The organism is Paraburkholderia sp. (genome assembly GCF_035948235.1).
Lineage (GTDB): Bacteria > Pseudomonadota > Gammaproteobacteria > Burkholderiales > Burkholderiaceae > Paraburkholderia.
Window position 1 is genome coordinate 1 of sequence record NZ_DASZJJ010000112.1, and the last position, 24,269, is coordinate 24,269.

Genomic DNA, 24,269 nt, shown 5'->3' on the forward strand with positions numbered 1-24,269 from the left:
TCCAGATATCGGAATTTGCTGCTTTTCCCTATCTGCAAAGCGGGCGTTTGAAAGAGGTGCTCGCGCACGCGAGATGCTCGCCAGTGCCCATCTCCATTCTTTATCCGGACGGGCGAAATGCGACCGCCGCGCTCAAAGCGGTCGTCGACTGGATCATCGAAATCGCGAAGTCCGATCTGTCGCCGTGAACTGGCGGCAGGTCGAGCCATGTCTGGCGGGCATGGCTCCCAGCCAACAAGGTCTTTCTGTTTCCCGGTCTGAATCGCTAGATTGCTTCTCAGACGGCGCGGCGACAGACAGTCGCCTTCAAGGCCCCCGGGAAAGTCAGCGTTGCCCATGCCTTGAGCCGATCCCCGCGGATCGAGCGCTACCTGTTTGGAAACTCTCAAGGAAAAATCATGGCGAACCTCTTCACCCCGACGTCCGTTGGCGCATACCCCCTCTCGCATCGCGTCGTTCTGGCACCGATGACCCGCCTGCGCACGCTTCAGCCCGGCGACATTCCCAGCCCGATGATGGCGGACTTCTACGGGCAGCGCGCCTCGGAAGGCTGGCTCGAAATTATCGAAGGCGTCAGCATTTCCGTGACGGCGCGCTCGTATCTTGGCGCGGCAAGCTTCTATCACGACGGCCAGGTCGAAGGCTGGAAGGCGATCGCCAATGCGGTTCATGCCAAAGGCGGACGTGTGTTCATGCAACTGATTCACGGCGGACGTCAAAGCCATGTGGAGATGACGGGCGGCGTCGCGCCAGTCGCGCCCTCGGTGGTGCCGTTCGACGGCGTGGCACTGACAAAGGACGGCTTCGTGCCGGTGTCACCGCATCGGGCGCTTGAGATCGAAGAAATCCCCGGCATCATCGAGGAATTCCGCGTCGCGGCGCAACGCGCGCTGGATGCCGGTTTCGACGGCGTCGAGTTGCACGGCGCGAATGGCTATCTGGTCGACCAGTTCATTCAGGACGGCACCAACAAGCGCACCGATGCCTACGGCGGCCCGATCGAAAATCGTGTGCGTTTCCTGCGCGAAGCGGTCGAAGCGCTGATTTCGGTGTGGGGCGCGGATCGCGTGGGCGTGCGCATCTCCCCGTCGGGCGAATGGGGCGGCATCTCCGACAGCAACCCGGAAGCGACGTTCAGTCATGTGGCGCGGGTGCTCGACGAATACAAGATCGCCTATCTGCATGTTATCGAACCGCGCATCAAGGGCGACGACACGCTTCACGAAGGGCAGGCGCCCGTCGCGACGAAGTACCTGCGCCCGCACTTCTCGGGCCCCATCATCGCCGCCGGTGGCTTTGACGGCGATAGCGCGCAGGCCATCGTGGCGTCCGGCGATGCGGACCTGGTGGCGTTTGGCAGACATTTTTCGTCGAATCCCGACTTGCCGTATCGTCTCAAGCACAACTTGCCGCTCACGCCGTATGTCCGTGCAGCATTCTGGGGTGGCGACGAAAAGCATTACTCGGATTTCCCCGCTTATCACCCGGCTCCGGAAGCCGAAGCAACGGCGTAACCCGGACGTAGTTTCATCCTCAATCAACGCAGGAGTGTGTCATGTCGCGGACTATCAAGTTTGCCAGGGCCGGTGGACCGGAAGTGCTTGAAATCGTGGAAGCGGCCGTGCCCGCACCGGGACCGGGCGAAGTGCGCATCAAGGTGAAAGCCATCGGCATCAATCGCGCCGAAGCGATGTGGCGTGCCGACGCCTACATCGAACCCGTTACGTTCCCGGCCGGACTAGGCTATGAGGCAGCGGGCATTGTCGATGCCGTGGGCGCCGACGTGGCCGGTATCGCGGCGGGCGATGCGGTCAACGTGATCCCGTCGTTCTCGATGAATCAATACTTCACCTACGGTGAAACGATCATCGTGCCCGGCTACGCGGTGGTGAAACATCCCGCATCGCTTTCGTTCGCCGAAGCCGCTTCGGTCTGGATGATGTTCGTCACGGCCTATGGCGCGCTTATCGAAGACGCGAAGGTGACGCAGGGCGACTTCGTAGTCGTGCCGGCGGCGTCGAGCAGTGTCGGCCTCGCGGCGATCCAGATCGCCAACTATGCGGGCGCGACCTCCATCGCGGTGACGCGTCATGCCGACAAGAAGCAGGCGCTGCTCGACGCGGGTGCCGCCCACGTGATCGTCACTGATGAAGCCGATCTCGTCGATGAAATCATGAGGATCACGAAAGGACAGGGCGCGCGCGTGGCGTTCGATCCGGTGGGCGGCCCGAACTTCGCGAAGCTGATTTCGGCGCTGTCTTTCAAGGGGATCGCATTCATTTACGGCGCGCTCGACGAGCGGGAGACGACCCTGCCCGTGCTGGAGATGATCGCAAAAGTCATCACCGTGAAGGCCCATAACATCTGGCTCACGAGCGGCGACGAAACGCGCCGCAAGGCGGCGGTCGACTACGTGCTAGGCGGTCTGGAAGGCGGCGCGCTGAAACCGGTCATCGATCGTACCTTCGGCTTCGACGAGATCGTGGAGGTGCATCGCTATCTGGAAACCAACGGGCAATTCGGCAAGATCGTGGTGACGGTATAGGTAACGGCGATTCTAGCCGCTAAACCCCGGCAACGTAATGCCGAAAGTCTGGAACAGCAGGATGCCGTTCAGTGCCAGGATAAGGAATGAGGCGGCAATTGCCGCGACATCGGTGAGCGGTCCGTTTGCGAATTCGCCCATGATGTCGCGGCGGCGCGTGAAATGCACGAGGGCCACCATCGGCACAGGCAGCGCGAACGACAGCACCACCTGACTGACGATCAGCGCCTGAGTTGCGTTCACGCCCAACGCTACGACGACAAACGCAGGCGCCATCGTGACGAGTCTGCGCAGCCAGACCGGCATGCAAAAGCCGGTAAATCCCTGCATGATCATCTGTCCCGCCATCGTGCCGACGACCGAGCTGGAGACGCCCGCACTGAGCAGCGAAACCAGAAACAGGCTGGCGGCGCCCGCGCCGAGCAACGGTGTGAGGGTTTGATACGCAGTGCTGATTTCTGTGATGCCCTTGTGATCCGCGTGAAATGCGGCGCTGGCCATGATTACCATCGCCATGTTCACGAGACCGGCAATGGAGAGTGCGACGATCACCTCCAGATTCGAAAAGCGGATCAGCATGCGGCGCTCGCGCGCGTTGCTGCTGGCGATGCGGTCCTGGGTCAGTCCCGAGTGCAGGTAAATGGCGTGTGGCATCACGGTTGCACCGACGATACCGGCAGCAAGCATTAACGCGCCGCCGCCAGGTATCGACGGGACGAGCGTTTGCCGGGCCACTTGCGCCCATGAAACGGGAGCGATAAACATCTCGGCGAGATAGCAAAGGCTGATCACGCCGACGAGCGCGCCGATCACGATCTCCATCGGGCGAAAGCCGTTTTTTTCGAAGAGCAGGATTGCGTAGGTGACGATCGCCGTGATCGCCATGCCCGCGAGCAACGGCAGCTTGCAGAGCAGCGCAAGCGCAATCGCGCCGCCGAGAAATTCGGCGAGATCCGTCGCCATGGCCGCCACTTCGCTCACGCCCCACATTGCATAGACCGCCGGACGTGAAAACTGCTCGCGGCACAGTTCGGCCAGGTTCCGCCCGGTGACGATCCCCAGTTTTGCGGAGAGCGCCTGGAGCAGCATCGCAACCAGATTGGCGGCGAGCACGACCCACAGCAACGAGTAGCCGAACCCGGCGCCCGCCTGGATATTGGTCGCAAAGTTGCCCGGGTCCATGTAGGCGATCGACGCAATGACGGCGGGGCCGGCGAACAGCAGCAGCGACCGCGGCCCGCGTGGGCCGCCGGCAAGCACTTTGCGGATCGCCGTTGTCGCGCGTCCGGTGAGCGTAGCCCTGTCTGTCACCGTGCTCATCGAACCCTCCCGCGCGACTCGATTTATCATGCGATCAATGTTTGCTTCGTAGTGCAGATCAAGAAACTGATTCTGACGTCGATTAACCGTATGGGTTATCCGCGCGCGGCGGCATACCGGCGGCCGACTTCCTGCCAGTCGACTACGTTGTAGAACGCACCGATGTATTCGGGCCTGCGGTTCTGGTACTTCAGGTAATAGGCGTGTTCCCAGACGTCGAGACCGAGAATCGGCGTATTGCCCGACATCAGGCCGGCCATCAGCGGGCTATCCTGATTGCCGGTGCTTTCCACCACGAGCTTGCCCTGGGTATTGACGCTCAACCACGCCCAGCCGCTGCCAAAGCGCGTGAGCGCGGCCTTCGTGAAGGCCTCCTTGAAGGCGTCGAAGCTGCCCAGATCGGCGTCGATCGCGGTGCCCAGCGCGCCACCTGGATGGCCGCCGCCGCTCGGCGACATCACGGTCCAGAACAGACTGTGATTGGCATGGCCGCCGCCATTATTGCGGACTGCCAGGCGAAGGGATTCAGGTAGCGACTCGATCCGGGCAATCAGGCTTTCAACTGGAAGATCCCAGTATTCAGTGCCTTCCAGCGCGGCGTTGAGATTGTTGACATAGGTCTGATGGTGCTTCGAATGGTGAATTTCCATCGTGCGGGTATCGATGTGCGGTTCGAGCGCATCGACTGCGTACGGCAGATCCGGCAAAACATAGGACATCGAAGGGCTCCTTGCGGGCAGGTTGAAGTCGTTCAGCGGGTTGATCAGTGGTGCGTCGGACCGTCGACGTTGAGTGCCAGACAGCCCATGCGAATCACCCGGGTGATGAGGGGATGCGGCCCGTGGGCGGCCATGTGAGAGACCAGGGCCAGGTGCGTCGTGCGACTGTGGCGCAGCGCGGCCTGACGCAGTGATGCGCTGCGGTCGGTGTCGAGGATGAGCGCGATCAGCGTTTCATGGGCACGGCAAAGATAGCTGGCTGCCAGGTTCGCATCGCCGTGTTCGAGGTGCAGGTCGGCGAGGTTGTGGCAGGAGACGACCAGTGCGGCTACGCAATCTTCGGCGCGGCCGGGCGGCGGGGCGACGAACAACTGGCGCGCGATCGACAGCGCCTGCTCATAACCGGCGAGTGCCGAGCCGGAGCCGGTTTCGCGCGCGTTAGTGTTGGCCTGGCGCGTGACGCTCTCCCAATGCGACAAGCTTGGGTTTCTGGCCGACGAGCTTCCGGTAGCAAGCGTGGCAGGGTGGTGCATAAATCGAGCCTCCTGTTTGCGGCCTCAAAGTGACCAAGGTCGACGGAATGTCCACGTCATCTTACTCTGTAAATGATAACCATTATCATTTGATGGCAGATGAATAACCGGAGTGCTAGTCGGGGTAAATCCTTGCGCTATGTTTGTGCGGTTCTTTAGATATGAAGTTTAGCTTTGCAGTTTAGCTTCGTATTATCTAGAATGCGCGCATGACTTCTGCGACCTCACACCCAGGCGCCGAGCGCGTCTCCGCTCAAGCCGATGCCCTCGCTGGCGACCTGCGCGCGCTGGTTGGCAAGCTCAAGCGGCGTCTGCGTGAGCAGGCGAGCGCCGGCGATTTCACGCCGTCGCAACTGGCTGTCCTGCAACGCCTGGAGCGCGAGGGTCCGGCCACGGTATCGAGCCTCGCGCGCGCCGAAGGGATGCGCCCGCAGTCGATGGGCACGGTGGTGGCCGCGCTCGGATCCGCCGGTCTGCTGACCGGCGCACCCGACCCCGCCGACGGCCGCCAGACGCTCTGGTCGCTCACCGACGCCTTTGCGAACTGGATGCGCGAGAGCCGTGCGGCGCGCCAGGACTGGCTCGCGCGCACGATCGAAGCGCGTCTGAGCGACGTCGAGCAGACGGAACTCGCGCACGCCATCACGCTGCTCCAGCGGCTGGTGCAGGAATAGGGCGGCAGACGGCATGAGCGATTCCGCCACCGGCATGTTCCGTTCGCTGCGCAGCTTCAATTACCGTGTGTGGTCGGCGGGCGCGCTGGTGTCAAACGTCGGCACATGGATGCAGCGCACCGCCCAGGACTGGCTGGTCCTGACCGGCCTCACGCACCACAGCGCGGCGGCGGTGGGCGTCGTGATGGGCTTGCAGTTCGGGCCGCAGTTGCTGTTTCTGCCGTGGTCGGGCTACGCCGCGGATCACTTCGATCAGCGCCGTCTGCTGATGTTCACGCAGGCCATGCTCGGCGTGCTCGCGCTGGCGCTGGGCCTGCTCACCATCACGGGCGTGGTGCAGCTCTGGCACGTCTATCTGTTTGCGTTTCTGTTCGGCACCACGACGGCGTTCGATTCGCCGGTGCGCCAGACTTTTGTGTCCGAACTGGTTGGCGACGGCGATCTTGCCAATGCCGTCGCGCTGAATTCGACTTCCTTCAACGCCGCGCGCATGGTCGGGCCGGCCGTGGCGGGCATTGTGATTGCCTCGGTGGGTGTGGGCTGGGCGTTCGTGCTCAACGGGCTGTCGTTCGTTGCCGTGCTGGTGTCGCTCACGCGGCTGCGCTCGCACGAGCTGCGCGGACGAGCGCGGGCCAAGCCCGCCAAAGGCAGCCTGGTGGCGGGCTTTCGCTACGTGTGGTCTCGCCCGGACCTGAAGGCGATCGTGGTCATGCTGTTCCTGATCGGCACCTTTGGCCTGAATTTTCCGATCTTCATCTCGACGATGGCTGTGCGCGTCTTTCACGCCGACGCGGGCGGCTACGGGCTGCTTTCGTCGCTGATGGCGGTGGGTACGGTGTCGGGCGCGCTGTTCGGGGCGCATCGCAGCAATCCGCGCTTTGCTTCGTTGCTGATTGCTTCGGCGATGTTCGGCGTGGGTTGCGTGCTGGCGGCCATCGCGCCCAGCTACGGCTGGTTTGGCGCCGCGCTGGTGGTGATCGGCGTAGCGGCGCTTACGGTCACAACGGAGACCAACAGCCTGATGCAGCTTTCCACCGAGCCTTCGATGCGCGGACGCGTACTCGCGATCCGGCTGGCCGTGGCGTTGGGCGGCACGCCCATCGGCGCGCCGATTGTTGGCTGGATCGCCGACCATTGGGGGCCGCGCTGGGCGCTGCTGGTGGGCGCGTCGTCAGGATTCGCGGCCGCCGCGGTGGCGATCTGGGTGATGACGCGTGGACGACTGAACCGCGCGGAGTGACTACGCGCAGAGCTTCGCGCTAACCAGGCGGTTGAGGCTCACGCCTTCTTCCGTGGCCTGGATCACGAGCGTGCGATGGGCCGCCGGCGGAATCCGCACCTTGAAAATGCCACTATAGTTGCGATCCGCAATGGGATCGGGCACTTTCTCGCCGCTTGCGGTCATTTCCTGCACGACTTCGTCCACCAGCCGACGGATACCGGCCAGCGCCCCTTCGGGCGACTTGTCGAGCCACGACAGCGACGGAAACTCCGCGCACAGCCCGACATGCTCCCCGTCCTCCGGAGACCACGAGATGCGATACGTATAGTGGTCGTGCTTCATGATTGCAGCTCCTTGAGCTTGTCGATCGCTTCGAGAACCTGGCGCACCTGGTACACCTTGGCCTTGCCGTGATCGTTCTGGATATTCACGCGCGGGTCGCCCGGCCACGGCATTTTGAAAACGGCATGACTGGAGCCGGACTGACGGGCCGCGCCAAAGTACGTCTCGCAGACCTTGAAGAGATCATTGAATCGCACGTTGGCGGGCTCGCCACGCATCTGTTCGATAATTTTTTGTTCGTGTCTCATGGTGTCATTAATGACACCATTCGTCAACTGTCCGCCGCCGGTCGTGCGACGCGGTTTTGCGCGTCGTCAAGCCTGGCATCGGCGTAGCGGAGTTTCGAATGGTGGCGAAGCAGGAGGGACTGCGGGATCGAGTCCGACGCCGAAATCTTAAGAAGGGGGCTGGGCGCGCAACACCTGGCCGGATGGCTAGCGACAGGGCGCGGCCGCGGCTCTGCTACGCTTCGCGCGAAGCCGACCAATCAACGGACCCACCGCATGCACCGCCGCTCGCTTGTTATTCGCGCACTCTTCGCCATTTGCCTGCTCGCGGCGAGCGTCAATCACGTGCGCGCCATTGCGGCGCACGGCTGGCTCTGGGACTACGGCTACGGTAGCGAGGCGTCGCTCGCCAGCGAGATCTTCTGGACTCTGCTTACGGTCTTCGATCCGCTCGCCGCGCTGCTGCTGTTCGCGCGTCCGCGTGCGGGTCTTGCGCTAACGGTGGCGATCATCGTGATCGACGTGCTGCACAACGGCTATTACGTCGCGCGACATGGGCAGTGGCTTGCGACGTTCTATGTTTCCCAAGTGGCATTCTGTGCCGCCGTGCTGGCCTTGACGCCGCTGGCGGCCAGGCCGTTTCGCTCGTCGGGCGCATCCAGCGCGCTTAAATCAGCCGCTCTGAAATCACACGAAACGGCGCGCCTGGAATAACGAAGCAGAACGGCGCACCCGTCGCGCCGATGCCATCGAGAAACGCGCCGCTGGCCGCCGCTGGCGGCACATGCAGCGGCACGGCGCTGTGCGGATCGATCGGCAAGTCGATACGTGCGTGCGCAAGCCGCGCGCAGTCCTCGACATGCGAGAGCGCGGCATCCTGAAGGCTAAGCTGCGCAACCGCGTCGTCCCATGAGCCGAAGAACGCCGCCAGATCCGGTAGCACGACGCGCGCCGTCGTGCGCTGGGCGTCGCACTGGAAACCCGGCGCGCTGCCGCGTCCGCCGGTGATGAGCGTGCTGTAACCGCCCGCGTGCGCGCGATGCTCGAAGCGCTGCGCGAGATGCGAGGGCAGCGCGTCGCTGAACACGCGGCTGCCGATTGCATAGATCGCTTGATCGACCACGTTCTTGACGAACAGGACGGTTGGCTCGGGCGCGCGCGTGCCGCCAAAGCGTTCGACATAGAAGCGCCAGTTGCTTTGCAGCGGCGAGGGGAAGAGCCGCCGCAACGGACCGGCCAGCGCCGGGCCGAAATGCCGATGGGCGTAGGTGAGGATGGTGAACAGCGTTTTGCCGTCGCGCTGCACGAGTTCGACGCCAGGCGGCACGAGCCTCGATGCCTCGATACGCGCGAGATCGACGGTCCATGTGCAATAGACGATGTCGACCACGTCGCTGGCGAGCGTCATGAACGGCAGTCGTCCCAGCACAGCGCGGCGCGCGCGCAGGAGCCTTGGGCAGCCGATCAACCGTTCGGCGGCGGCGCCGGTGAACCCCGGCGAGGGCGAGACAAATTCGTTGCTGAACAAACTGGACTCCGGCGCGAGGCATCTTTTAAACAAAGGACGCGCAGTATGCCCCGAGACCGGCAAGCCGCGCCGGCTGGCTGTACAAGGTCAATCCAGAACGCATTGGCAGCCACAAAACGCGGCCAATTTATGGCCGCTGTGCAATATTTTGTGTCGCCGGGACAGGCGGATACATTGGGATACAAAGCGTCGTTCGCTCTGCGTTATAAAGCTTCCATCGCAATCGAATAGATCGAGGAGAACGTCCATGAACGCCGAGGTCCTGCACGGCTCGTGTCACTGTGGCGCCGTGCGCTTCGAAGTCCGCACCGCGCTCACGCCCGCTTCGCGCTGCAATTGCAGCCTGTGCCGCCGCAAGGGCGCGCTGATGTCGCCGCCGTTCGTGGCCGGCGAGCTCACCGTCACGCGCGGCGAACAGGACCTCACGCTCTACCAGTTCAACACCCGCGTGGCGAAGCATTATTTCTGCAAACACTGCGGCATCTATCCGTTTCATCAGACACGTAAAGATCCCCAACTGTGGCGCGTGAATCTGGCCTGCCTCGACGGCGTGGACGTCTACGCACTCGAAGCGGGCCTGAACGACGGCGCCAGTCTTTCCGTGGTGGAGGACGCATGAAGCGGCTCTTTGCGATGCTCGCGCTGCTCGCGGGCGGTCTGGCGAACGAGGCGGTGCACCCGCTCGTCTGCTCGCTGACCACGGCCACGCGCCGCGAGAACCTCGAACCGGACGACGATCCGGCGGCCAACCCCAACGACGGCCGACGCCACGGCGCGCGTCGGCCGGCACAGCGCGGAGTATGATCGGCGCATGGAAAAAATCGACCACATCCTGATCGTCGACGACGATCGCGGCATCCGCGAACTGATCGCGGATTACCTCGAAAAGAACGGCATCCGCGTGTCGCTCGCCGCCAATGGGCGGGAGATGCGCGCGGCGCTCGAGAACGGCGCGCCGGATCTGATCGTGCTCGACCTGATGATGCCCGGCGAGGACGGTCTCGTGCTGTGCCGCGACCTGCGCGCAAGCCGTTTTCGCGCGGTGCCGGTGCTTATGCTCACGGCGCGCAGCGAGGAAACCGACCGCATTGTCGGGCTTGAAATGGGCGCCGACGACTATCTTTCCAAACCCTTCGCCGTGCGCGAACTGCTCGCGCGCATCCGCTCGGTGCTGCGCCGCACGCGCATGCTGCCGCCTGGTATGCAGGTGACGGAAACCGCGCCGATGCTCGGCTTTGGCGAATGGCGGCTGGACACGACGGCGCGCCATCTGCTCGACGAGGAAGGCACGCTCGTGGCGCTGTCCGGCGCGGAATACCGGTTGCTGCGCGTGTTTCTCGACAACCCGCAGCGCGTGCTCACGCGCGACCAGTTGCTCAATCTCACGCAAGGCCGCCAGGCGGATGCGTTCGACCGTTCCATCGACCTGCTCGTGAGCCGCTTGCGCCAACGCCTGCGTGACGGCGCGCGCGAGCCGCGCTATATCAAGACGCTGCGCAACGAGGGCTATGTGTTCTCGGCGACGGTGAGTGCGATCGAGGGCGCGCCATGAGCGCCGCCACTCATGCCGCGCCAACGGCTGCCGTGCGCGAAGGCGCGGCGCGGCATGTCTTGCACTGGCCGCGTACGCTGTTCGCGCGGCTCGCGCTGATCCTCTGCATTGGCCTCGCGATGGCGCAGACGCTGTCGGTCTGGCTTACGCTCACCGAGCGCGACGAAACCACGGCCAACATGATGATGGATTACGTCGAGCGCGAAGTCGCCAGTTCCGTGGCGCTGCTCGACAATCTGCCGCCCGCCGAGCGCGCCGCGTGGCTGCCTAAACTCGCGCGGCGCAGCTATATGTTCGTGCTGGGCGAGGGCGTGCCCGGTGTCGCGCCCGACGCGCAATTGTCGATGCGCTACGAGTCGGCGATTTCGAAAGGCATCGGCAAGCATTACGCGATGACGGCCAACGCGATTCCTGGCAATAGTGAGCACTTCCAGGTACATCTGCGCCTGAGCGACGGCACGCCGCTGACGATCGACGTGCGCCCGCAGCATGCGCTGCCGCTTTCGCGCTGGCTGCCGCTGGTGCTGGCGGTGCAACTGATCGTGCTGGCGATCTGCTGCTGGCTCGCGGTGCGCGTGGCGACACGCCCGCTGAACGCGCTCGCCAAGGCCGCCGATACGCTAGGCCCAGACCTCAAGGCCGAGCATCTCGACGAAAGCGGCCCCTCCGAAGTCGCACGTGCCGCCCGCGCCTTCAATGCGATGCAGGCACGTATCGCCGGCTATATGGCCGAGCGCATGCAGATTCTCGCGGCCATTTCGCACGACCTGCAAACGCCAATCACGCGTATGCGTCTGCGTGTCGATGTGATGGACGACGACACCCAGGGCGCGCGGCTGCGCCAGGACCTGCAGGAGATGGAGCAACTGGTGAAGGAGGGCGTCGCCTACGCGCGCACGCTGCATGGCGCGGCTGAAGTGCCGGTGCGGCTCGATCTGGATTCGATGATCGACAGCATCGTGTGCGATTACGTCGATGCGGGCAGCGACGTGCGCTATGACACGCGCGCGCCGCTGGCGGTGGTGACGCGCGCCCAGGCGCTCAAGCGCATCGTCGGCAACTTTGTCGATAACGCGTTGAAGTTCGCGGGCGCGGCGGAGATTGCGCTGGTCACGGGGCCGGGCGATGGTGAGCTGACGATTTCGGTGCTGGATCGCGGGCCGGGCATTCCGGAGGAATCGCTCGAAGCCGTCTTCGAGCCGTTCTACCGCCTTGAGACGTCGCGCAATCGCGGCACGGGCGGCACGGGGCTGGGGCTGGCGATCGCGCGGCAACTGGCCGTGGCGATGGGTGCGCGGCTGTCGCTGCACAACCGTCCCGGCGGCGGGCTGGAGGCGCGCCTCGTGCTGAAGCGCGCGTAAGCTACTGATTGGCGTTTAAAGCAGCGTTTAAACCGGCGTCGTCACGCAGGCCCAGATCAGTCCATCACGCTCGCAGGCGGGATAAACGGTGGCGTCGTTCGCACTCATGCAGCGCGGCGACGCCACCGTGAGCATGCGCACCTGCTGGCCGTTCACATCGAAGCGCCAGCCGTGCGAAGGGCAGGTGAGCAGCCCGCCGCTGACGCTGCCGCCCGAAAGCGGATCGCCGCGATGTGGGCAGCGGTCGTCCCAGACGTGGATATCGCCTTCGCCGTCGCGCCAGACGACGATCCTCGCGGCGCCGAGCGTCACGGCGCGCGCCGTGCAGGCGGCCACTTCGTCGCTCGCGCAGACCGCCGACCAGTTCATCGCGTCTTCTTCAAACTGCCGCGCTGCGCTCGCGCTCCGTCCAGAAAGTGGCATACCTGTCGATCCATCCAGAAAGCATCAAAAAACCTATCTTACGACATTGGCCGCCGATCCGGGGTCGGCATCGGCATCTGGGTCGGGTTGTGGTGGCACCCGCACGGCGGGATCGGCGAGCAACTTGCCGAGCGTGCGCATCGCGGCCTCGACGCTTTCGCTCCACGGGTGACCGAAGTTCAGGCGAATGCAGTTGCGAAATCCGTGCTCCGGAGAAAAGATCGGCCCCGGTGCGAGACTCACGCCACTCGCAATCGCCAGCCGGTGTAACGCCATCGCGTCGATCGCCTCGGGCAATTCGAGCCACACGAAATAACCGCCGCCTGGGCGCGCGTAACGCACGCCGCGTGGTAGCCAGCGGCGGATCGCGCGTTCCATGTCGCCGAGTTGTGCGCGCAGCGCCGCGCGCACCTTGCGCAGATGGCGGTCGTAGCTGCCGTGCTGGAGATAATCGGCCATGCCCGCCTGCACGGGAATGCTCGCTGAGAGCGTGGACATGAGCTTCAGCCGCTGCACCTTTTGCGCGTAACGGCCCGCCGCCGTCCAGCCGATGCGATAGCCCGGAGCCAGCGTCTTCGAAAACGAACTGCAGTGCATGACGAGTCCATGCGTGTCGAAGGCGAGTGCGGGCAGCGGATAATCCGATTCGAAATGCAGCTCTCCGTAGACATCGTCTTCGATGAGCGGCACCTCGTGGCGTGCGAGCAGTTCGACCAGCGCGCGCTTTTTCTCGACGCTGAGCGTCGCGCCGGTGGGATTCTGGAAGTTGGTCATGAACCAGCAGGCGCGGATCGGATGACGCTCCAGCGCGGCGGCGAGCGCGTCGAGGTCGAGACCGGTGACGGGATCGACGCGAATTGGCACCGCGCGCAGATCGAGCCGCTCGATCGCCTGCAACGCCGCGTAAAAACCCGGCGACTCCACGGCTACGCAGTCGCCGGGGCGCGTGACGGCCATCAAGCAGAGATTGAGCGCTTCGAGCGCGCCATTGGTCACGACGATTTCGTCCATCGGCTGGGCAATGCCCATACCCATGTAACGCAGCGCGATCTGCTGGCGCAGCGCCTCGTTGCCGGGCGGCAGATCGACGACCGTGCTCCACGGATTGAGATTGCGGGAAGCGGTGGCGAGCGATTTCGCGAGGCGTTCGAGCGGAAAGAGTTGCGGCGAAGGAAACGCGGAACCGAGCGGCACGATATCGGGTTCGCGCGCGGCGTCGAGCACGGAAAACACCAGATCGCTGATATCGACTTTTCCCGCGCTGACTGGCGACGTGCGTTCGACCGCCGCGACACTCGCGCCCGGCGCGACGTAATAGCCCGAGCGCTCCTGCGCCCGCACGAGCCCCCATTCTTCGAGCAGGTAATAAGCGCGCGTGGCCGTGGCCTGGCTCACGCCGTGTTGCGCGATCACATGGCGCAAGGAGGGCATGCGCGCGCCCACGGGAATGCTGCCGGAGCGGATCTCTTCGGCCATGGTGTGCGCGAGGGTTTCGTAGCGATGCATTGTTGATGCAGACGTGCCGGTCGTGCGGCTGATAAAGCCTGCATCCTACGATGATGCGGTCAAATCTGCTACGGAATCCTCATGTCCGGACGATGTCTGGATCCGCTAGACGTGCGACATTTTGCGCACTGCTGCGATGATGCTGTGCATAACTGCTTCTATACGCTGCGTCGATGAACTTAAATAATAATGTCTGTGCCCGATGCCACCACATCCAATCCGGCGATATCGGGCATAAGGATTACTGCGCGAGTGCCTGGGTCATCACCCCTTAAAACCCGCAGAGCTTGCAGCTCGTTTTTTGCCTGATTTTCCGTGTGGCGTGGCAAGCACTCAGCCCCGGCGTGTCGACGCGCCGGGGCTTTTTTACGCCGATTTAAAGCGTCATTTAAAGCACGTTACGAAGCGGAGAGCTTCACCGACACGCCCGTGTTCGTATACACCGGCGTGGCCTTGAAGCCATCGACGTTGATCGTCGTGAACTGCTTCGCGCCGCCGCTGCCGTCGATGAGGTCGAGCGTATCGCCCGCCTTCGGTGCGTAGCCATTCACGAATTTCACGTGCAGCGTGCCGCCCGCGATGGTGAGCTGGCCGCCCACGCGCAGACGTCCGCCGCCATTGCCGTCGAGCGCCAGTTCAAGCGTGGTATTGGCGAGTTGCGTGTACTTGCCCGTCACCGTCACCGGCGTGCCGCTCGCGGCCACCGCTACGCCGCCCGCGCCCACGTAGACATCGCCGCTGCCGAACGCATTGGCCGAATCCGCTTCGAGTACGCCACCGCTGATCTGCGAGCCGCCGCTGAACGTATTGTTGCCTGCGAGCTTGAGCGTGCCGCTGCCTTGCAGCGTGAGCTTGCCCGTGCCGGAGATATCGTTGCGCCATGTATCGGCGGCGTTGAAGCCGCCCTTGGTGGCGTCCATCGACACGCTCACATTGCCGTTGAACACGCCGTAACCGTCACCGGCGGCGAACATGTTCAGACGCCCCCAGCCTTCGGCATCGTCCATGACGGGGTAGCCCGAGGTGAGTTCGGTCGTCTTCAGCACGACGCGGCGTTGGTCGGCGCTCAGATACGGAAAGCGCGTTTCCAGCAGCACTTCCGCGCCCTTGGGCACCACGGGCGGCGCTTGAGTCGATTCAATCGGCGAGAAGCCAAAGGTCATGCGGCGCGCGAATTCGCTCTTGTTGGTGGCGTAGTCGGCGAAGCGGTCGGTCGTGCTCGTGCCCGAATGCGCGTACGTGGCGAAGGTCGTCGCGTTCGTGCTGGTGAGCTGCATGAGCGTGTTGTGCGCCTGCGTGTACGCCGCGCTCTTGAGCGTGGCGTTGGCCGGATCGTAGAGATTGGCGGCGGTGGCCGCGAGTGCGAACATCCGGCCGCCGATCACATCGAGCGGCGAGTGCATGCCCGCGAGAATGCGGTTTTCGCCGAGTTCGAGACCACGGCTGGCCATTTCCTGGAAGCGCTCGGGCACGAGGTACGCCATCGTCATCGCGTCGCGCATCGCTTCGGCTTCGTGGCCGCTGATGAAGCCGCCATCGGTGGCGGGCGACGTGCTGATTGCGGGCACGAGCGTCGGATCGACCACCACGCTCGTGCTCCAGCGGAACGGCCGCGCGTATTTGTAGAAGCGCTTGGCTGGCTCCGTCGAGGCGTTGTTGCCCATCGTGTTGAGCAGATCGACGACCTGGCCGAAGCTCGTATTGGTCGTGCTGCCCACGCCGACGTTGTTGCCCGAATCGTTGTAGAGCGTGGTGGTGGCGTCGCTGGGAATCGAGGTGATGCTGGTGGTTTGCTGCGCCGCCGAGCGCCACACGCTGGTGAGCGGGCCCATGCCGTCGGTCACGCTGTAGCCCTTGCCGCGACGGTCGTCGTAATAGGCCGCATCAGCTTGCGCCTGGGTGCGATTGGTCGTGGCGTTGACCACGTACTGCACGTTCGCGCCCAGCACCGTGCTGTTCAGAATCGCGCCGCCGGGCGTGCCGTCGTTGGGCACGCCGGTCCACGTCGATTGCGTGACGGCGGGAAACGATCCGTTCGCGGGCGCGGACACACCCGCATCGACCAGCAGCGTGAGCGGCTGCCAGAGATCGAGAAAACGTGCTACCACGCGCACGCCGGCATTGGTTGCGAGCGTTGCGTAGCGCGCGTCGCCGCGCTGGTTGGTCGCGATGTTATCGACGAAAGCGGGGACGTCGGGAATCGGCGCGTTGTCGACGAAGCCCGGATCGGCGGGCGGCGCAGGCGTTGCTGCAGCGGTGGTGGAATCGTGATTGCCGCCGCCGCAGGCGGCCAGCGCGGCAACGCCGGAAAGCACCGCGAGGCGCAGCGGAAAGCGGATACGTGAAGCAGACATGCGAAGGGGCTCCGTCGTCGTGAGAGCTCGCGAACGAGCGTTAAGTAAACTGAAGACACGGCGGCGGATTATCGTTACGGCTAATTACTCCCCAATTACGAATTTATTACTCATATGTTAAAGCGCGTAAGTATTGGGAAGCTTCACTTTGGTGCATCGGCCGTTTTATTCGACGGCTTGCGGCTGCGCGCAGCGGCTGTGGGCGCGGGTTGCGCGGCTTGAGACGCCTCGCGCGGCGGCACCATCTGCCGCCCGCGATGGCGGATTTCCTTACTGAATTCAAGGCAGGTCTGCGTCATCAGATCGGTCGAGCGATAGACCATATAGACGTCGTAATTCGGTAGCTCGTCGCGGATCGGCAGTGGTTTGAGCGCATTGGGATTGAGTGCGAGCGGGCCTACGCCGCCATAAAAGACGAAGTCCGACCAGACGCTGATGAGATCCGTGCGGGTCGCCAGTTGCAGACCCAGCAGATTCGAACTGCTTTGCACGACGTCGCGCGGCATGTCCAGGCGATGTAGACGCATGAGGCTCGCAAGCGGGCTGCCGGGATCGTCGAGTGGATCGAGCGTGAGCCATTTCGCCTGCGCCAGTGAGCGCACGCGCGTGGTCCGGCCAAGTGGGTGGCCAGGGCGCGCCGCGACGATCATGCCCACCGAAAACAGCGGTTCCCACTGGAACGCGCCGGTGCCGGGGCCGCCGTTGGTTGAAATGAGCGCGAGATCGAGATGGCCTTCGCGCAGTCCTTCGAGAATTTGTTGCGGACGCAACTCATACGCGCGAATCGCCACGGACGGGTAACGCGTGCGAAACGCGGCGATGGCTTCGGGTAGCGGGCCACTCGAAGCAACGGCGGAAAAGCCGATATTCAATTGCGCTTCGGCGTGACCGCGCATCGATTCGATGTCTTCCAGCGCGTGACGTAATTCGTGTTCGACGACGCTGGCGCGTTTCACGAGCGCGCGCCCGTAATTCGTCAGGCTCACGCCGCGCACGGAGCGCGAGATCAGCGTGACGCCCAGTTCGCGCTCGAGTTCGGCGACCGCCTTGGACAGCGCGGGCTGCGAGACGTGCATGCTGCGCGACGCCTCATGCATGCTGCCGTGCTGCGCGAGTGCGAGCAGCACGCGCAACTGGTGGAGTTTCATCGGATCGGTCCTTGGGCGGCGGGGAAAGCGAAAGAGATTCTACCCGGGCGTAGCACTCAGAAAATAAGCCGCCGCGCGTCCCCTTTCTTCCTCCAAATAAACCCTGGGTTGCGACGCCAGGCGCTGCGCGTTGCCGATTTGTGCTGCCGGTGTGCAATTTTGGCCTTCTACATTGCCCTCGAAGCGCGATGCCGCGCCGACGCCTGCATCCGCCGGGCCGCAACCCGTATTGACAGGGCGCGCCGGGGACTTTCATTCACGCTAAATACGATTAGAAAAAGACGATGAACAATAAATTGACCAACCTGGCGCTAGCGGTATTTTTCGTGGGTATTTCGGGCGGGGCGTGGGCGCAAAGCAGCGTCACGCTTTACGGCACCGTGGACGCGGGCCTGATCTATTCGACCAACCAGCAGACCACGAACGCCGATGGCTCCGTTCATGGTGGCCACGCCGTGCAGATGAGCGGCGGCAATCTCGTGCCGTCGCGCTGGGGCTTGATGGGCAGCGAAGATCTGGGCGGCGGTCTCAAGGCGAGCTTCGACCTCGAAAACCAGTTCCTCACCGGCACGGGCGCGATGCTGCAAAGCGGCTCGCTGTTCAACCGTCAGGCATGGGTCGGGCTGGGCGACGCGCGTTACGGCACGCTCACCGCAGGGCGTCAGTACGATTCGTATTCGGATTTTCTCGGCGTCTACGCGTCGAGCAACAATTGGGCGACGCTGTACGGCTCGCATTTCGGCGATATCGACAACCTGAACGAAGCGTTCAACTTCAATAACGCGCTCAAATTCACCAGCGCGAGTTTTGGTGGCTTCACGTTTGGGGGCACCTTCAGCTTTGGCGGCCAGGCGGGCGATTTTGCTGCGAAGCGCGGCTACGCACTCGCCGCAGCCTTTAATCAGGGGCCGTTTTCGCTGAGCGCCGGTTATCTGTCGTTGAACCAGCCGCTTGACGCGGCGCTGGGCGGTTCGAGCGGCTATATCGGCGATCTGTCCTGTTCCAATACGGATGCCGCATATTGCCAGTTGCAGAATGCGTCGTCGATGAAAGCCTGGGGTGCGGGTGGTTCCGTCGTCATCGACAAGGCCACGGTGGCCGTGGTCTACACGCACACGCGCCTTGAAAACAGCCAGTATTTCGCAAGCGGCGCGCATCCTTCTGGCTCCGATGTGTCGTTCGACATCGCCGAGCTGAATGCCGTGTACATGGTGACGCCCGCATGGATGGTCGGCGCGGCCTATATCTTCAACGATGCGAAGGTCAGCGGCGGTAGTTCGACGCGCTTCCATCAGATCAACCTTGGCACCAACTATTCGCTCTCCAAACAAACGGCGCTGTACGCGGTCGCGATTGCGCAGAAGGCTTCGGGCGCGGGGCTCGGCATCGATGCGCAGACCGGCGCGAGCATGAATTACGCGCAGATTCCCAATCTCGTCAACAGCAATTCCGATCGGCAACTGGCGATCATGGCCGGTATCCGGGTGAACTTTTAACACCGGCGTCCGCAAAGCATGCACGCAATGACAGCGATTCATCGGGCAGGGGCGACCGGCGAAGTGAGCCGCGACGAGCTTGGCATCATGCACAGCATCACGGGCAGGATGAACGGCTTTCTGTACCGTCAACTCAATGACGCGACCTATACGGTCGTTTATGCGACGCCTTCCATCACCGCGCTGACGGGTTATCCCGCGTCTGATTTCATTCACAACGCCGTGCGCACCTTGCCTTCGTTGACGGAGCCGGAGGACGAAATCTATGTGCTCGACGTAGTTCAAAAAGCGCTCGCCAGGCGCGAATCGTGGACGATCGACTATCGCATCCGTCCCGCTCGCGGCGAGCCGATCTGGGTTCGCGAAGTCGGCGGCGGGGTGTACTCGGAGACGGGCGAACTGCGCTTTCTGGAAGGGCTCGTGATTGAAGTGCAGGGCGAACGCGCGGCGCAACTGGCGGCGCAGCAGCGCCTTGCGGCGATGACTGCCGCCACGAACCCGATTCTCGCAGACGTCGATGAAATCCTCAGGACGATTCGAACGCTGTCGATTCTTTCCTTCAATGCGCGGGTGGAAGCGGCGCGAGCGGGTGACGCGGGGCGCGGCTTCACTGTGGTCGCCTCCGAGATGAAGCGGCTCGCCGACGATACCGACAAACTCGCCAAACGCATCTCCGAACGCGTGAAAGTGGCGCGTCAGGTGCTTGCCGGCCCGGCTTCCGGCTGATCCGGTGTGCGGGGCGTGATTTCCCTGGGGTGACGACACCTTGCCAATCTGTGCTGACGCTCCCCGTTTTTGGGCACTTACAGTCGTTCAAACCCGATCGGAGAAAGAGTCGATGTACAGCATTAAACCTGACGAAAACGTGCCGGACATGGAAGAACTGGGCACCGTCGCGGACCTCGGCGCGACGATTCTGGAAGGCGAGGCGAAGGTGTCCGGCCTGCTCACGCACGGTTCGCCGACCTCGCCGGTCAGCGCAGGCTGGTTTGGTTGCACGCGGGGCCGCTTCGACATGGTCTATCCGTTCACGGAGCAGGCAACGGTCGTCACTGGCGAAGTCACGCTGCGCAATGGCCTGACGGGCGATGCCGTGCGCTATCGCGCCGGTGACAGCTGGTTCGTGCAGAAGGGCACGCCGGTGACGTGGGAGATTCATACCGCGCGTTTCGTCAAACATTATTTTGCGGTGGCCTGAAGGCCGCCAACGGTGGCACGGGAGCACGCGCTGCGGCTCCGCTTGATTAACGACACACGCTTTGACGGTGCAATGCGCCAGCAGGATTGATGATGCACACAGATGAAACTGCGACGTACTACACGGCGACGAAGAAATACGAATTGAGCTTTCCGTCGCTGGAAAACGATATCCAGGCCGAGGTGGTGATTATCGGCGGCGGCTTTTCGGGTATTCATACCGCGCTTGAGCTTGCAGAAAACGGCGTGACGGATACGGTGGTGCTGGAGGCGCGTTATCTCGGCTTTGGCGGCACGGGGCGCAACGGTGGCCAGGTGATGGCGGGCATCGGACACGACCTCGACGCGGTCAAGGCCGACGTGGGCGAAGACGGCTTGCGCACGATCTTCGCACTCAGCGATCTAGGGCCGCAGATCATGCGCGAGCGCATCGAGCGTTACAACATCGACGCCGATTTTTGCAGCGGTTACGGTTATCTGGCCTACAACGCACGCCAGGCCAAAACCTTGCGTAGTTGGGAAAAGGATTTCAAATCGCTTGGCAGTCCGCACGAGATTCGCTATGTCGAAGGCGCCGACGTCAAGCAGATCATTGGTTCCGACGTGTATCACGCGGGCCTGTTGCATATGGGCGGCGGACACGTGCATTCGCTGAATCTGCTGCTTGGCGAAGCAAAAGCGGTTTCCGAAATCTACGGCGTGCGCATCTTCGAATACAGTCCCGCGCTGCAAATCACCTACGGCGACACGGTGCACGTGCGCACGGCAAAAGGCAGCGTGCGGGCGAAGAAGATCGTCTGGGCGTGCGATGGCTTCAATAACGGCATCGAACCGGAACTGCACAAGAGCACCATTAACGTCTACGCGTACAACTCGATGACCGAGCCGCTGAGCGATGAGCTGATCAAGCGCATCAGCCCGATTCACGGCGCGTATAGCGATATTCGTCCGGTCATCAACTACTACCGCGTGACGAACGAGAACCGCTTGTTGTTCGGTTCGTCGACCTCGCTCGTCGAGCATATCCCGAGCGACCTGAAAGCGTGGAACCGCAAGCTCATGCTCGAAGTTTTCCCGTATCTGCAGGATGTGAAGATCGATCTGGCGTGGGGCGGTCCGATGGCTTCCACGCTCAATCTGTTCCCGCAGATCGGCACGCTGCCAGACCGGCCGAACGCGTATTTCGTGCAGGGTTATTCGGGCTTTGGCGTCACGCCCAGCCAGATCATCTGCAAGATCCTGTCCGAAGGCATTCTTGGCGGGTCGGACCGGTACCGGCTCGTGAGTTCGATTCCGCGCGCCAGCATTCGCGGCAAGGACCAATATCGCGCGCTGCTCGTCACACTCGGCAAGGTGATGCACCAGACCTCGGGCTACTGGCACGGCCGTCGTTGAGCGCGGCCTGGTCCATTCATTTCATTCATTGACACGGAGTATTCAAACGTGAGTCTTACCGCAATCCAGCACGGCGTCCAGCTTTCCGAACTCGACGCATGGGGCAAACTGAGCGACCTGGGCGCGCAGATTCTTGAAGGCGGCGATATTGGCGCATTTGGCAAGATGACGCACGGTGCGCCTACCGATGCGATATCGGCAGCGTATTTCGGCACGAATCAGGGCAAATTCCGCCTTGTCTATCCGTTTTCCGAACAGGCGACCGTGGTGCAAGGCGAAGTGCGTCTGACCGATGAATCAACGGGTGAAACACGCACCTTCAAGGCCGGCGATTCGTGGTTCGTGACGAAGGGCACGTCGACGGTTTGGGAAGTGCTGTCCGATGGCTTCGTCAAACATTACCTCGCGTTTGCCTGAGTTTTTCCGCGGCGATATTGGCGGGCGCGATCGGGAGAATGGGAATGGAGTTCAGGGTTCGCGCATTGTCCGATGTGCACGATCATTCGCTGGCGGTAAATGGCTGGGAGCAGGTTTATAGCCAGCTTACGCCGGGTCGCTTCGAAAGCGTCGTCATGCAGGCGCAAGCGTCTGATTTTCTGTTCTTTCGCGAATCAACCAATCGCAGCGTGGCGCAATCGGGTATTGCGCCACGCGGTTTCGCATCGATTGCGTTGCCGTTACAGCGGCCTGTGTCGGGCACGTTTCAGGGCTGCCGGCTTGATGGCTACGCATTGTGGTTGCTGGGTCCCGGCGAGGACTTTCGCTTTTATACGCCCGAAACAATGTATTACCTGGGTGCAAGCATTCCTGCCGATGAAATGCGTGCGCTCGCGGCTTGCGTGCTGGGCGATCAGGCTGCGGCGCTGCTCAATCGCAATCTTCTGCCTGTCCACACGGAGCAGGGCGAGCGCGTGGGCGCGGAGTTGTCGCGCTTTCTCGACGCTTTCCGGCAACAGCCGGCGGCATTCGCCAATCCGGTGGCGAGCAAGCGTTTCAGGGACGAAATTCTCAGCATGCTGCTCGAGCTTTTCAATCCCGAATATGCGCAAAAGCGCGACGTGACGCACGCGACTTACGCGGAGATCGTTTCGCGTAGCGAGCGCATTCTCCAACAGCGCGCGGATGAACCGCAGACGGTGCTCGATCTGTGCGTCGCGTTGCGTTGCAGTCGCCGCACGCTGCAGACGAGTTTTCAACGGGTCGCCAATGTATCGCCGATCGAATATCTGCGTTCTGTACGTTTGAATGGCGTGCGCCGGTTGTTGCGCTCGACGGCGCAGGACGAGTTGATGGTGGGCGATGCAGCCGCGCAATGGGGATTTACACACCCGAGTTATTTCGCGCGCGAGTATCGCGGGTTATTTGGGGAATTGCCTTCGCAGACGTTGAGGAAGGGGTGAGTGGAAAAGGAGGCAACGCGCCGTCATCCCCCCACCTCCCTAAAAAGTCGGTTCTTCTGCAACGTTCGCTCGTCGGGCGTACCGGCATCGTCTTGATCGGGCCGCGCCGCGTTGAATTCTTCCAGAGCAGGCCCCGTATAGCGCCCGCGCGGGCGAATGACCTTGCCCACGCGCAGTTGTTCGATGCAATGCGCGAGCAGGCCCACGCTGCGCGCTGTGGCGAATAGCGCGAATGCTGCGTCGCGCGGTAACTTCAACTGGGCCGCGAGCACTGCCAGCGCGACATCGATGGTCGGCTTCAAACCCGTGAGTTTCACCACGCTGGCGATGAACGTCTCAAGCTCCGCTGGCGGTTCCAGCCCATCGAGCAGCGCCTCGGCGCGTGGGTCGCCATCCGGGTAAAGATGATGACCAAAGCCCGGGACAGGAATCGCCGATTGCAAATGATGCGTGACCACCTGATCCGCGCCAAGCCGGTTCACGTCGTCGAACACGGCGCGCACGCGCCCGGATGCGTCGCCATGCAGCGGGCCTGAAAACGTGGCCAGTCCCGTGAGCAGACAGCCGGGCAGCGACGCGCCCGTGGAGGCCGTGATGCGCGCGGCGAAGGCCGAACTCGTGATTTCGTGATCGGCAACGAGCACCATCGCCTTGCGGATCAACTCGGCGCCTTCGCTATCCTGACCCCAGCCGCGCGCGAGCCGTACATGAACCGGCATGGCCGTGCCGTCACCGCTCGCGCCGAACGCCTGCGCAACTGTCGCCACCAATTGGCCGGCTTCTACATGCAAGGCCGTATCCGTGCGCCCGAGCGTGGAGTGGCCGTCGGCCGCCAGTGCAGCGAGCGATATGAAGGCGCATTGTCGGCCGCGCGCTTCGCCCATTGGCGCGATAACGCTGGTTTCGAAGGGAAAGACGATGGGCTCGCGGGCATTCCACAGCAAAGTGGCAACATCCTCCAGCGTGGCGTGTTCAGCAAGCCGGATGGTGTCGCGCCCGCGATAGTAAGGACGGCCCTTGGCAAACGTGGTGATGCCGCTATAAATGCACGGCTCCGATCCAAATATCGTCCCGGCGGCCAGTGCCTCGCGCTTGCGCCCGACCTGCTTTTTGCGGCACAGGCGCGCGACGTCATCGGCGCGGTAGAGGCTTTTACGCGGGTCGTGCGGATCGGGCATGACCGCGATATTGCCCCGGCTCGCGTAGGCATAGACGGTTTGCGCCTGTACGCCCAGCAGTCGGGCGGCTTCGGTCAGGGTAATCCAGTTTTGCATGAGTGGGCTGCCGGCTGAACTCGATGGGGGCCACGCCGTACCCGCCGCAGCCC

At 63.1% G+C, this 24,269-nt stretch carries 26 protein-coding genes and 1 pseudogene; 16 read left to right on the forward strand and 11 right to left on the reverse strand.

The annotated features are described in order from the left end of the window. From VG320_RS09785 to VG320_RS09795, 3 genes and pseudogenes are all read left to right on the forward strand, one after another. Nucleotides 1-188 (forward strand): annotated as a pseudogene (locus VG320_RS09785) (LysR family transcriptional regulator); the annotation flags it as partial. A 210-nt stretch (nucleotides 189-398) separates the two neighbouring features. Continuing rightward, entirely contained in the window at nucleotides 399-1,514 is a 1,116-nt protein-coding gene (locus VG320_RS09790; RefSeq protein WP_327199914.1) for an alkene reductase, read from the forward strand. Between the two features lie 41 nt (nucleotides 1,515-1,555). Beyond that, a complete protein-coding gene (locus VG320_RS09795) occupies nucleotides 1,556-2,545 on the forward strand; it encodes a zinc-dependent alcohol dehydrogenase family protein (protein WP_327199915.1) in 990 nt (329 codons plus the stop codon). A gap of 12 nt (nucleotides 2,546-2,557) precedes the next feature. Here VG320_RS09795 and VG320_RS09800 read toward each other — a convergent pair whose 3' ends face one another. From VG320_RS09800 to VG320_RS09810, 3 genes are all read right to left on the reverse strand, one after another. After that, entirely contained in the window at nucleotides 2,558-3,865 is a 1,308-nt protein-coding gene (locus VG320_RS09800; RefSeq protein WP_327199916.1) for an Nramp family divalent metal transporter, read from the reverse strand. Between the two features lie 95 nt (nucleotides 3,866-3,960). Continuing rightward, nucleotides 3,961-4,584, reverse strand: coding sequence for a superoxide dismutase (locus VG320_RS09805; RefSeq protein WP_327199917.1), 624 nt, complete (start codon nucleotides 4,582-4,584; stop codon nucleotides 3,961-3,963). 44 nt (nucleotides 4,585-4,628) lie between these two features. Further along, a complete protein-coding gene (locus tag VG320_RS09810) occupies nucleotides 4,629-5,117 on the reverse strand; it encodes a DUF2753 family protein (RefSeq protein ID WP_327199918.1) in 489 nt (162 codons plus the stop codon). 209 nt (nucleotides 5,118-5,326) lie between these two features. Between VG320_RS09810 and VG320_RS09815 the strand changes: the two genes are divergently transcribed. Both VG320_RS09815 and VG320_RS09820 read left to right on the forward strand, forming a co-directional pair. Then, nucleotides 5,327-5,791 carry a MarR family winged helix-turn-helix transcriptional regulator gene (locus VG320_RS09815; protein WP_327199919.1) on the forward strand — a complete coding sequence of 155 codons (465 nt, stop codon included), beginning with the start codon at nucleotides 5,327-5,329 and terminating at the stop codon, nucleotides 5,789-5,791. 13 nt (nucleotides 5,792-5,804) lie between these two features. After that, nucleotides 5,805-7,031: an MFS transporter gene (locus VG320_RS09820; RefSeq protein WP_327199920.1), complete on the forward strand. Its 1,227-nt coding sequence runs from the start codon at nucleotides 5,805-5,807 to the stop codon at nucleotides 7,029-7,031. On the opposite strand, the gene VG320_RS09825 is transcribed toward VG320_RS09820, so the two are convergent. Both VG320_RS09825 and VG320_RS09830 read right to left on the reverse strand, forming a co-directional pair. Then, nucleotides 7,032-7,355 carry a type II toxin-antitoxin system HicB family antitoxin gene (locus VG320_RS09825; RefSeq protein WP_327199921.1) on the reverse strand — a complete coding sequence of 108 codons (324 nt, stop codon included), beginning with the start codon at nucleotides 7,353-7,355 and terminating at the stop codon, nucleotides 7,032-7,034. Beyond that, the gene (locus VG320_RS09830) at nucleotides 7,352-7,630 is read right to left on the reverse strand and encodes a toxin HicA (RefSeq protein WP_327199922.1); all 279 of its coding nucleotides are present in this window, start codon (nucleotides 7,628-7,630) and stop codon (nucleotides 7,352-7,354) included. The genes VG320_RS09825 and VG320_RS09830 overlap by 4 nt, the downstream gene beginning before the upstream one ends. Before the next feature lie 228 nt (nucleotides 7,631-7,858). Here VG320_RS09830 and VG320_RS09835 point away from each other — a divergent pair, with 228 nt between their 5' ends. Next, the gene (locus VG320_RS09835) at nucleotides 7,859-8,296 is read left to right on the forward strand and encodes a hypothetical protein (RefSeq protein ID WP_327199923.1); all 438 of its coding nucleotides are present in this window, start codon (nucleotides 7,859-7,861) and stop codon (nucleotides 8,294-8,296) included. On the opposite strand, the gene VG320_RS09840 is transcribed toward VG320_RS09835, so the two are convergent. Continuing rightward, nucleotides 8,250-9,110, reverse strand: coding sequence for a DUF2071 domain-containing protein (locus tag VG320_RS09840; RefSeq protein ID WP_327199924.1), 861 nt, complete (start codon nucleotides 9,108-9,110; stop codon nucleotides 8,250-8,252). The two genes, VG320_RS09835 and VG320_RS09840, sit on opposite strands and share 47 nt — an antisense overlap. Before the next feature lie 247 nt (nucleotides 9,111-9,357). On the opposite strand from VG320_RS09840, the gene VG320_RS09845 reads away from it, so the two are divergent. From VG320_RS09845 to VG320_RS09860, 4 genes are read left to right on the forward strand one after another with little or no spacing between them, the layout of a single operon-like run. After that, entirely contained in the window at nucleotides 9,358-9,729 is a 372-nt protein-coding gene (locus VG320_RS09845; protein WP_327199925.1) for a GFA family protein, read from the forward strand. Beyond that, complete coding sequence (locus VG320_RS09850) at nucleotides 9,726-9,914, forward strand: hypothetical protein (RefSeq protein WP_327199926.1); 189 nt, start codon at nucleotides 9,726-9,728, stop codon at nucleotides 9,912-9,914. Before VG320_RS09845 ends, VG320_RS09850 begins: the two co-directional genes overlap by 4 nt. A gap of 7 nt (nucleotides 9,915-9,921) precedes the next feature. Further along, the gene (locus tag VG320_RS09855) at nucleotides 9,922-10,662 is read left to right on the forward strand and encodes a response regulator (RefSeq protein WP_143887473.1); all 741 of its coding nucleotides are present in this window, start codon (nucleotides 9,922-9,924) and stop codon (nucleotides 10,660-10,662) included. Beyond that, nucleotides 10,659-12,023 (forward strand): HAMP domain-containing sensor histidine kinase, encoded by a 1,365-nt coding sequence (locus VG320_RS09860; RefSeq protein ID WP_327199927.1) that lies wholly within the window; start codon nucleotides 10,659-10,661, stop codon nucleotides 12,021-12,023. The genes VG320_RS09855 and VG320_RS09860 overlap by 4 nt, the downstream gene beginning before the upstream one ends. 27 nt (nucleotides 12,024-12,050) lie before the next feature. Here the strand turns inward: VG320_RS09860 and VG320_RS09865 are convergent, their stop codons facing one another. The 4 genes from VG320_RS09865 to VG320_RS09880 form a co-directional block, all read right to left on the reverse strand. Next, the gene (locus VG320_RS09865) at nucleotides 12,051-12,392 is read right to left on the reverse strand and encodes a Rieske 2Fe-2S domain-containing protein (RefSeq protein WP_327199928.1); all 342 of its coding nucleotides are present in this window, start codon (nucleotides 12,390-12,392) and stop codon (nucleotides 12,051-12,053) included. 87 nt (nucleotides 12,393-12,479) lie between these two features. Beyond that, entirely contained in the window at nucleotides 12,480-13,952 is a 1,473-nt protein-coding gene (locus VG320_RS09870; protein ID WP_327199929.1) for a PLP-dependent aminotransferase family protein, read from the reverse strand. 398 nt (nucleotides 13,953-14,350) lie between these two features. Beyond that, nucleotides 14,351-16,306: an acid phosphatase gene (locus tag VG320_RS09875; RefSeq protein WP_327199930.1), complete on the reverse strand. Its 1,956-nt coding sequence runs from the start codon at nucleotides 16,304-16,306 to the stop codon at nucleotides 14,351-14,353. A 143-nt stretch (nucleotides 16,307-16,449) separates the two neighbouring features. Next, a complete protein-coding gene (locus tag VG320_RS09880; RefSeq protein WP_327199931.1) occupies nucleotides 16,450-17,454 on the reverse strand; it encodes a LysR family transcriptional regulator in 1,005 nt (334 codons plus the stop codon). A 284-nt stretch (nucleotides 17,455-17,738) separates the two neighbouring features. Here VG320_RS09880 and VG320_RS09885 point away from each other — a divergent pair, with 284 nt between their 5' ends. The 6 genes from VG320_RS09885 (at nucleotide 17,739) to VG320_RS09910 (ending at nucleotide 22,942) form a co-directional block, all read left to right on the forward strand. After that, nucleotides 17,739-18,950 (forward strand): porin, encoded by a 1,212-nt coding sequence (locus VG320_RS09885; protein WP_327199932.1) that lies wholly within the window; start codon nucleotides 17,739-17,741, stop codon nucleotides 18,948-18,950. A gap of 27 nt (nucleotides 18,951-18,977) precedes the next feature. Beyond that, nucleotides 18,978-19,676, forward strand: coding sequence for a methyl-accepting chemotaxis protein (locus VG320_RS09890; RefSeq protein ID WP_327199933.1), 699 nt, complete (start codon nucleotides 18,978-18,980; stop codon nucleotides 19,674-19,676). A 112-nt stretch (nucleotides 19,677-19,788) separates the two neighbouring features. Then, nucleotides 19,789-20,148, forward strand: a complete 360-nt coding sequence (locus VG320_RS09895) for a cupin domain-containing protein (protein WP_327199934.1) — start codon at nucleotides 19,789-19,791, stop codon at nucleotides 20,146-20,148. 92 nt (nucleotides 20,149-20,240) lie between these two features. After that, nucleotides 20,241-21,542: an FAD-binding oxidoreductase gene (locus VG320_RS09900; RefSeq protein WP_327199935.1), complete on the forward strand. Its 1,302-nt coding sequence runs from the start codon at nucleotides 20,241-20,243 to the stop codon at nucleotides 21,540-21,542. A gap of 48 nt (nucleotides 21,543-21,590) precedes the next feature. Next, nucleotides 21,591-21,959, forward strand: a complete 369-nt coding sequence (locus tag VG320_RS09905) for a cupin domain-containing protein (protein ID WP_327199936.1) — start codon at nucleotides 21,591-21,593, stop codon at nucleotides 21,957-21,959. Between the two features lie 44 nt (nucleotides 21,960-22,003). Then, the gene (locus tag VG320_RS09910; protein ID WP_327199937.1) at nucleotides 22,004-22,942 is read left to right on the forward strand and encodes a helix-turn-helix domain-containing protein; all 939 of its coding nucleotides are present in this window, start codon (nucleotides 22,004-22,006) and stop codon (nucleotides 22,940-22,942) included. A 23-nt stretch (nucleotides 22,943-22,965) separates the two neighbouring features. Here the strand turns inward: VG320_RS09910 and VG320_RS09915 are convergent, their stop codons facing one another. Next, on the reverse strand, nucleotides 22,966-24,216 hold the full coding sequence (locus VG320_RS09915; RefSeq protein WP_327199938.1) for a citrate/2-methylcitrate synthase: 1,251 nt from the start codon (nucleotides 24,214-24,216) through the stop codon (nucleotides 22,966-22,968). Nucleotides 24,217-24,269: the final 53 nt, after the last annotated feature.

Excerpts from the sequence above, each read along its gene's own strand:
- VG320_RS09795 (WP_327199915.1), top strand. The coding sequence starts at position 1,556 with ATGTCGCGGACTATCAAGTTTGCCAGGGCCGGTGGACCGGAAGTGCTT.
- VG320_RS09915 (WP_327199938.1), bottom strand. The coding sequence starts at position 24,216 with ATGCAAAACTGGATTACCCTGACCGAAGCCGCCCGACTGCTGGGCGTA.
- VG320_RS09815 (WP_327199919.1), top strand. The coding sequence starts at position 5,327 with ATGACTTCTGCGACCTCACACCCAGGCGCCGAGCGCGTCTCCGCTCAA.
- VG320_RS09900 (WP_327199935.1), top strand. The coding sequence starts at position 20,241 with ATGCACACAGATGAAACTGCGACGTACTACACGGCGACGAAGAAATAC.
- VG320_RS09805 (WP_327199917.1), bottom strand. The coding sequence starts at position 4,584 with ATGTCCTATGTTTTGCCGGATCTGCCGTACGCAGTCGATGCGCTCGAA.
- VG320_RS09860 (WP_327199927.1), top strand. The coding sequence starts at position 10,659 with ATGAGCGCCGCCACTCATGCCGCGCCAACGGCTGCCGTGCGCGAAGGC.
- VG320_RS09825 (WP_327199921.1), bottom strand. The coding sequence starts at position 7,355 with ATGAAGCACGACCACTATACGTATCGCATCTCGTGGTCTCCGGAGGAC.
- VG320_RS09910 (WP_327199937.1), top strand. The coding sequence starts at position 22,004 with ATGGAGTTCAGGGTTCGCGCATTGTCCGATGTGCACGATCATTCGCTG.
- VG320_RS09880 (WP_327199931.1), bottom strand. The coding sequence starts at position 17,454 with ATGAAACTCCACCAGTTGCGCGTGCTGCTCGCACTCGCGCAGCACGGC.
- VG320_RS09875 (WP_327199930.1), bottom strand. The coding sequence starts at position 16,306 with ATGTCTGCTTCACGTATCCGCTTTCCGCTGCGCCTCGCGGTGCTTTCC.
- VG320_RS09790 (WP_327199914.1), top strand. The coding sequence starts at position 399 with ATGGCGAACCTCTTCACCCCGACGTCCGTTGGCGCATACCCCCTCTCG.
- VG320_RS09845 (WP_327199925.1), top strand. The coding sequence starts at position 9,358 with ATGAACGCCGAGGTCCTGCACGGCTCGTGTCACTGTGGCGCCGTGCGC.
- VG320_RS09835 (WP_327199923.1), top strand. The coding sequence starts at position 7,859 with ATGCACCGCCGCTCGCTTGTTATTCGCGCACTCTTCGCCATTTGCCTG.
- VG320_RS09800 (WP_327199916.1), bottom strand. The coding sequence starts at position 3,865 with ATGAGCACGGTGACAGACAGGGCTACGCTCACCGGACGCGCGACAACG.
- VG320_RS09895 (WP_327199934.1), top strand. The coding sequence starts at position 19,789 with ATGTACAGCATTAAACCTGACGAAAACGTGCCGGACATGGAAGAACTG.
- VG320_RS09820 (WP_327199920.1), top strand. The coding sequence starts at position 5,805 with ATGAGCGATTCCGCCACCGGCATGTTCCGTTCGCTGCGCAGCTTCAAT.
- VG320_RS09890 (WP_327199933.1), top strand. The coding sequence starts at position 18,978 with ATGACAGCGATTCATCGGGCAGGGGCGACCGGCGAAGTGAGCCGCGAC.
- VG320_RS09810 (WP_327199918.1), bottom strand. The coding sequence starts at position 5,117 with ATGCACCACCCTGCCACGCTTGCTACCGGAAGCTCGTCGGCCAGAAAC.
- VG320_RS09865 (WP_327199928.1), bottom strand. The coding sequence starts at position 12,392 with ATGAACTGGTCGGCGGTCTGCGCGAGCGACGAAGTGGCCGCCTGCACG.
- VG320_RS09855 (WP_143887473.1), top strand. The coding sequence starts at position 9,922 with ATGGAAAAAATCGACCACATCCTGATCGTCGACGACGATCGCGGCATC.
- VG320_RS09870 (WP_327199929.1), bottom strand. The coding sequence starts at position 13,952 with ATGCATCGCTACGAAACCCTCGCGCACACCATGGCCGAAGAGATCCGC.
- VG320_RS09850 (WP_327199926.1), top strand. The coding sequence starts at position 9,726 with ATGAAGCGGCTCTTTGCGATGCTCGCGCTGCTCGCGGGCGGTCTGGCG.
- VG320_RS09885 (WP_327199932.1), top strand. The coding sequence starts at position 17,739 with ATGAACAATAAATTGACCAACCTGGCGCTAGCGGTATTTTTCGTGGGT.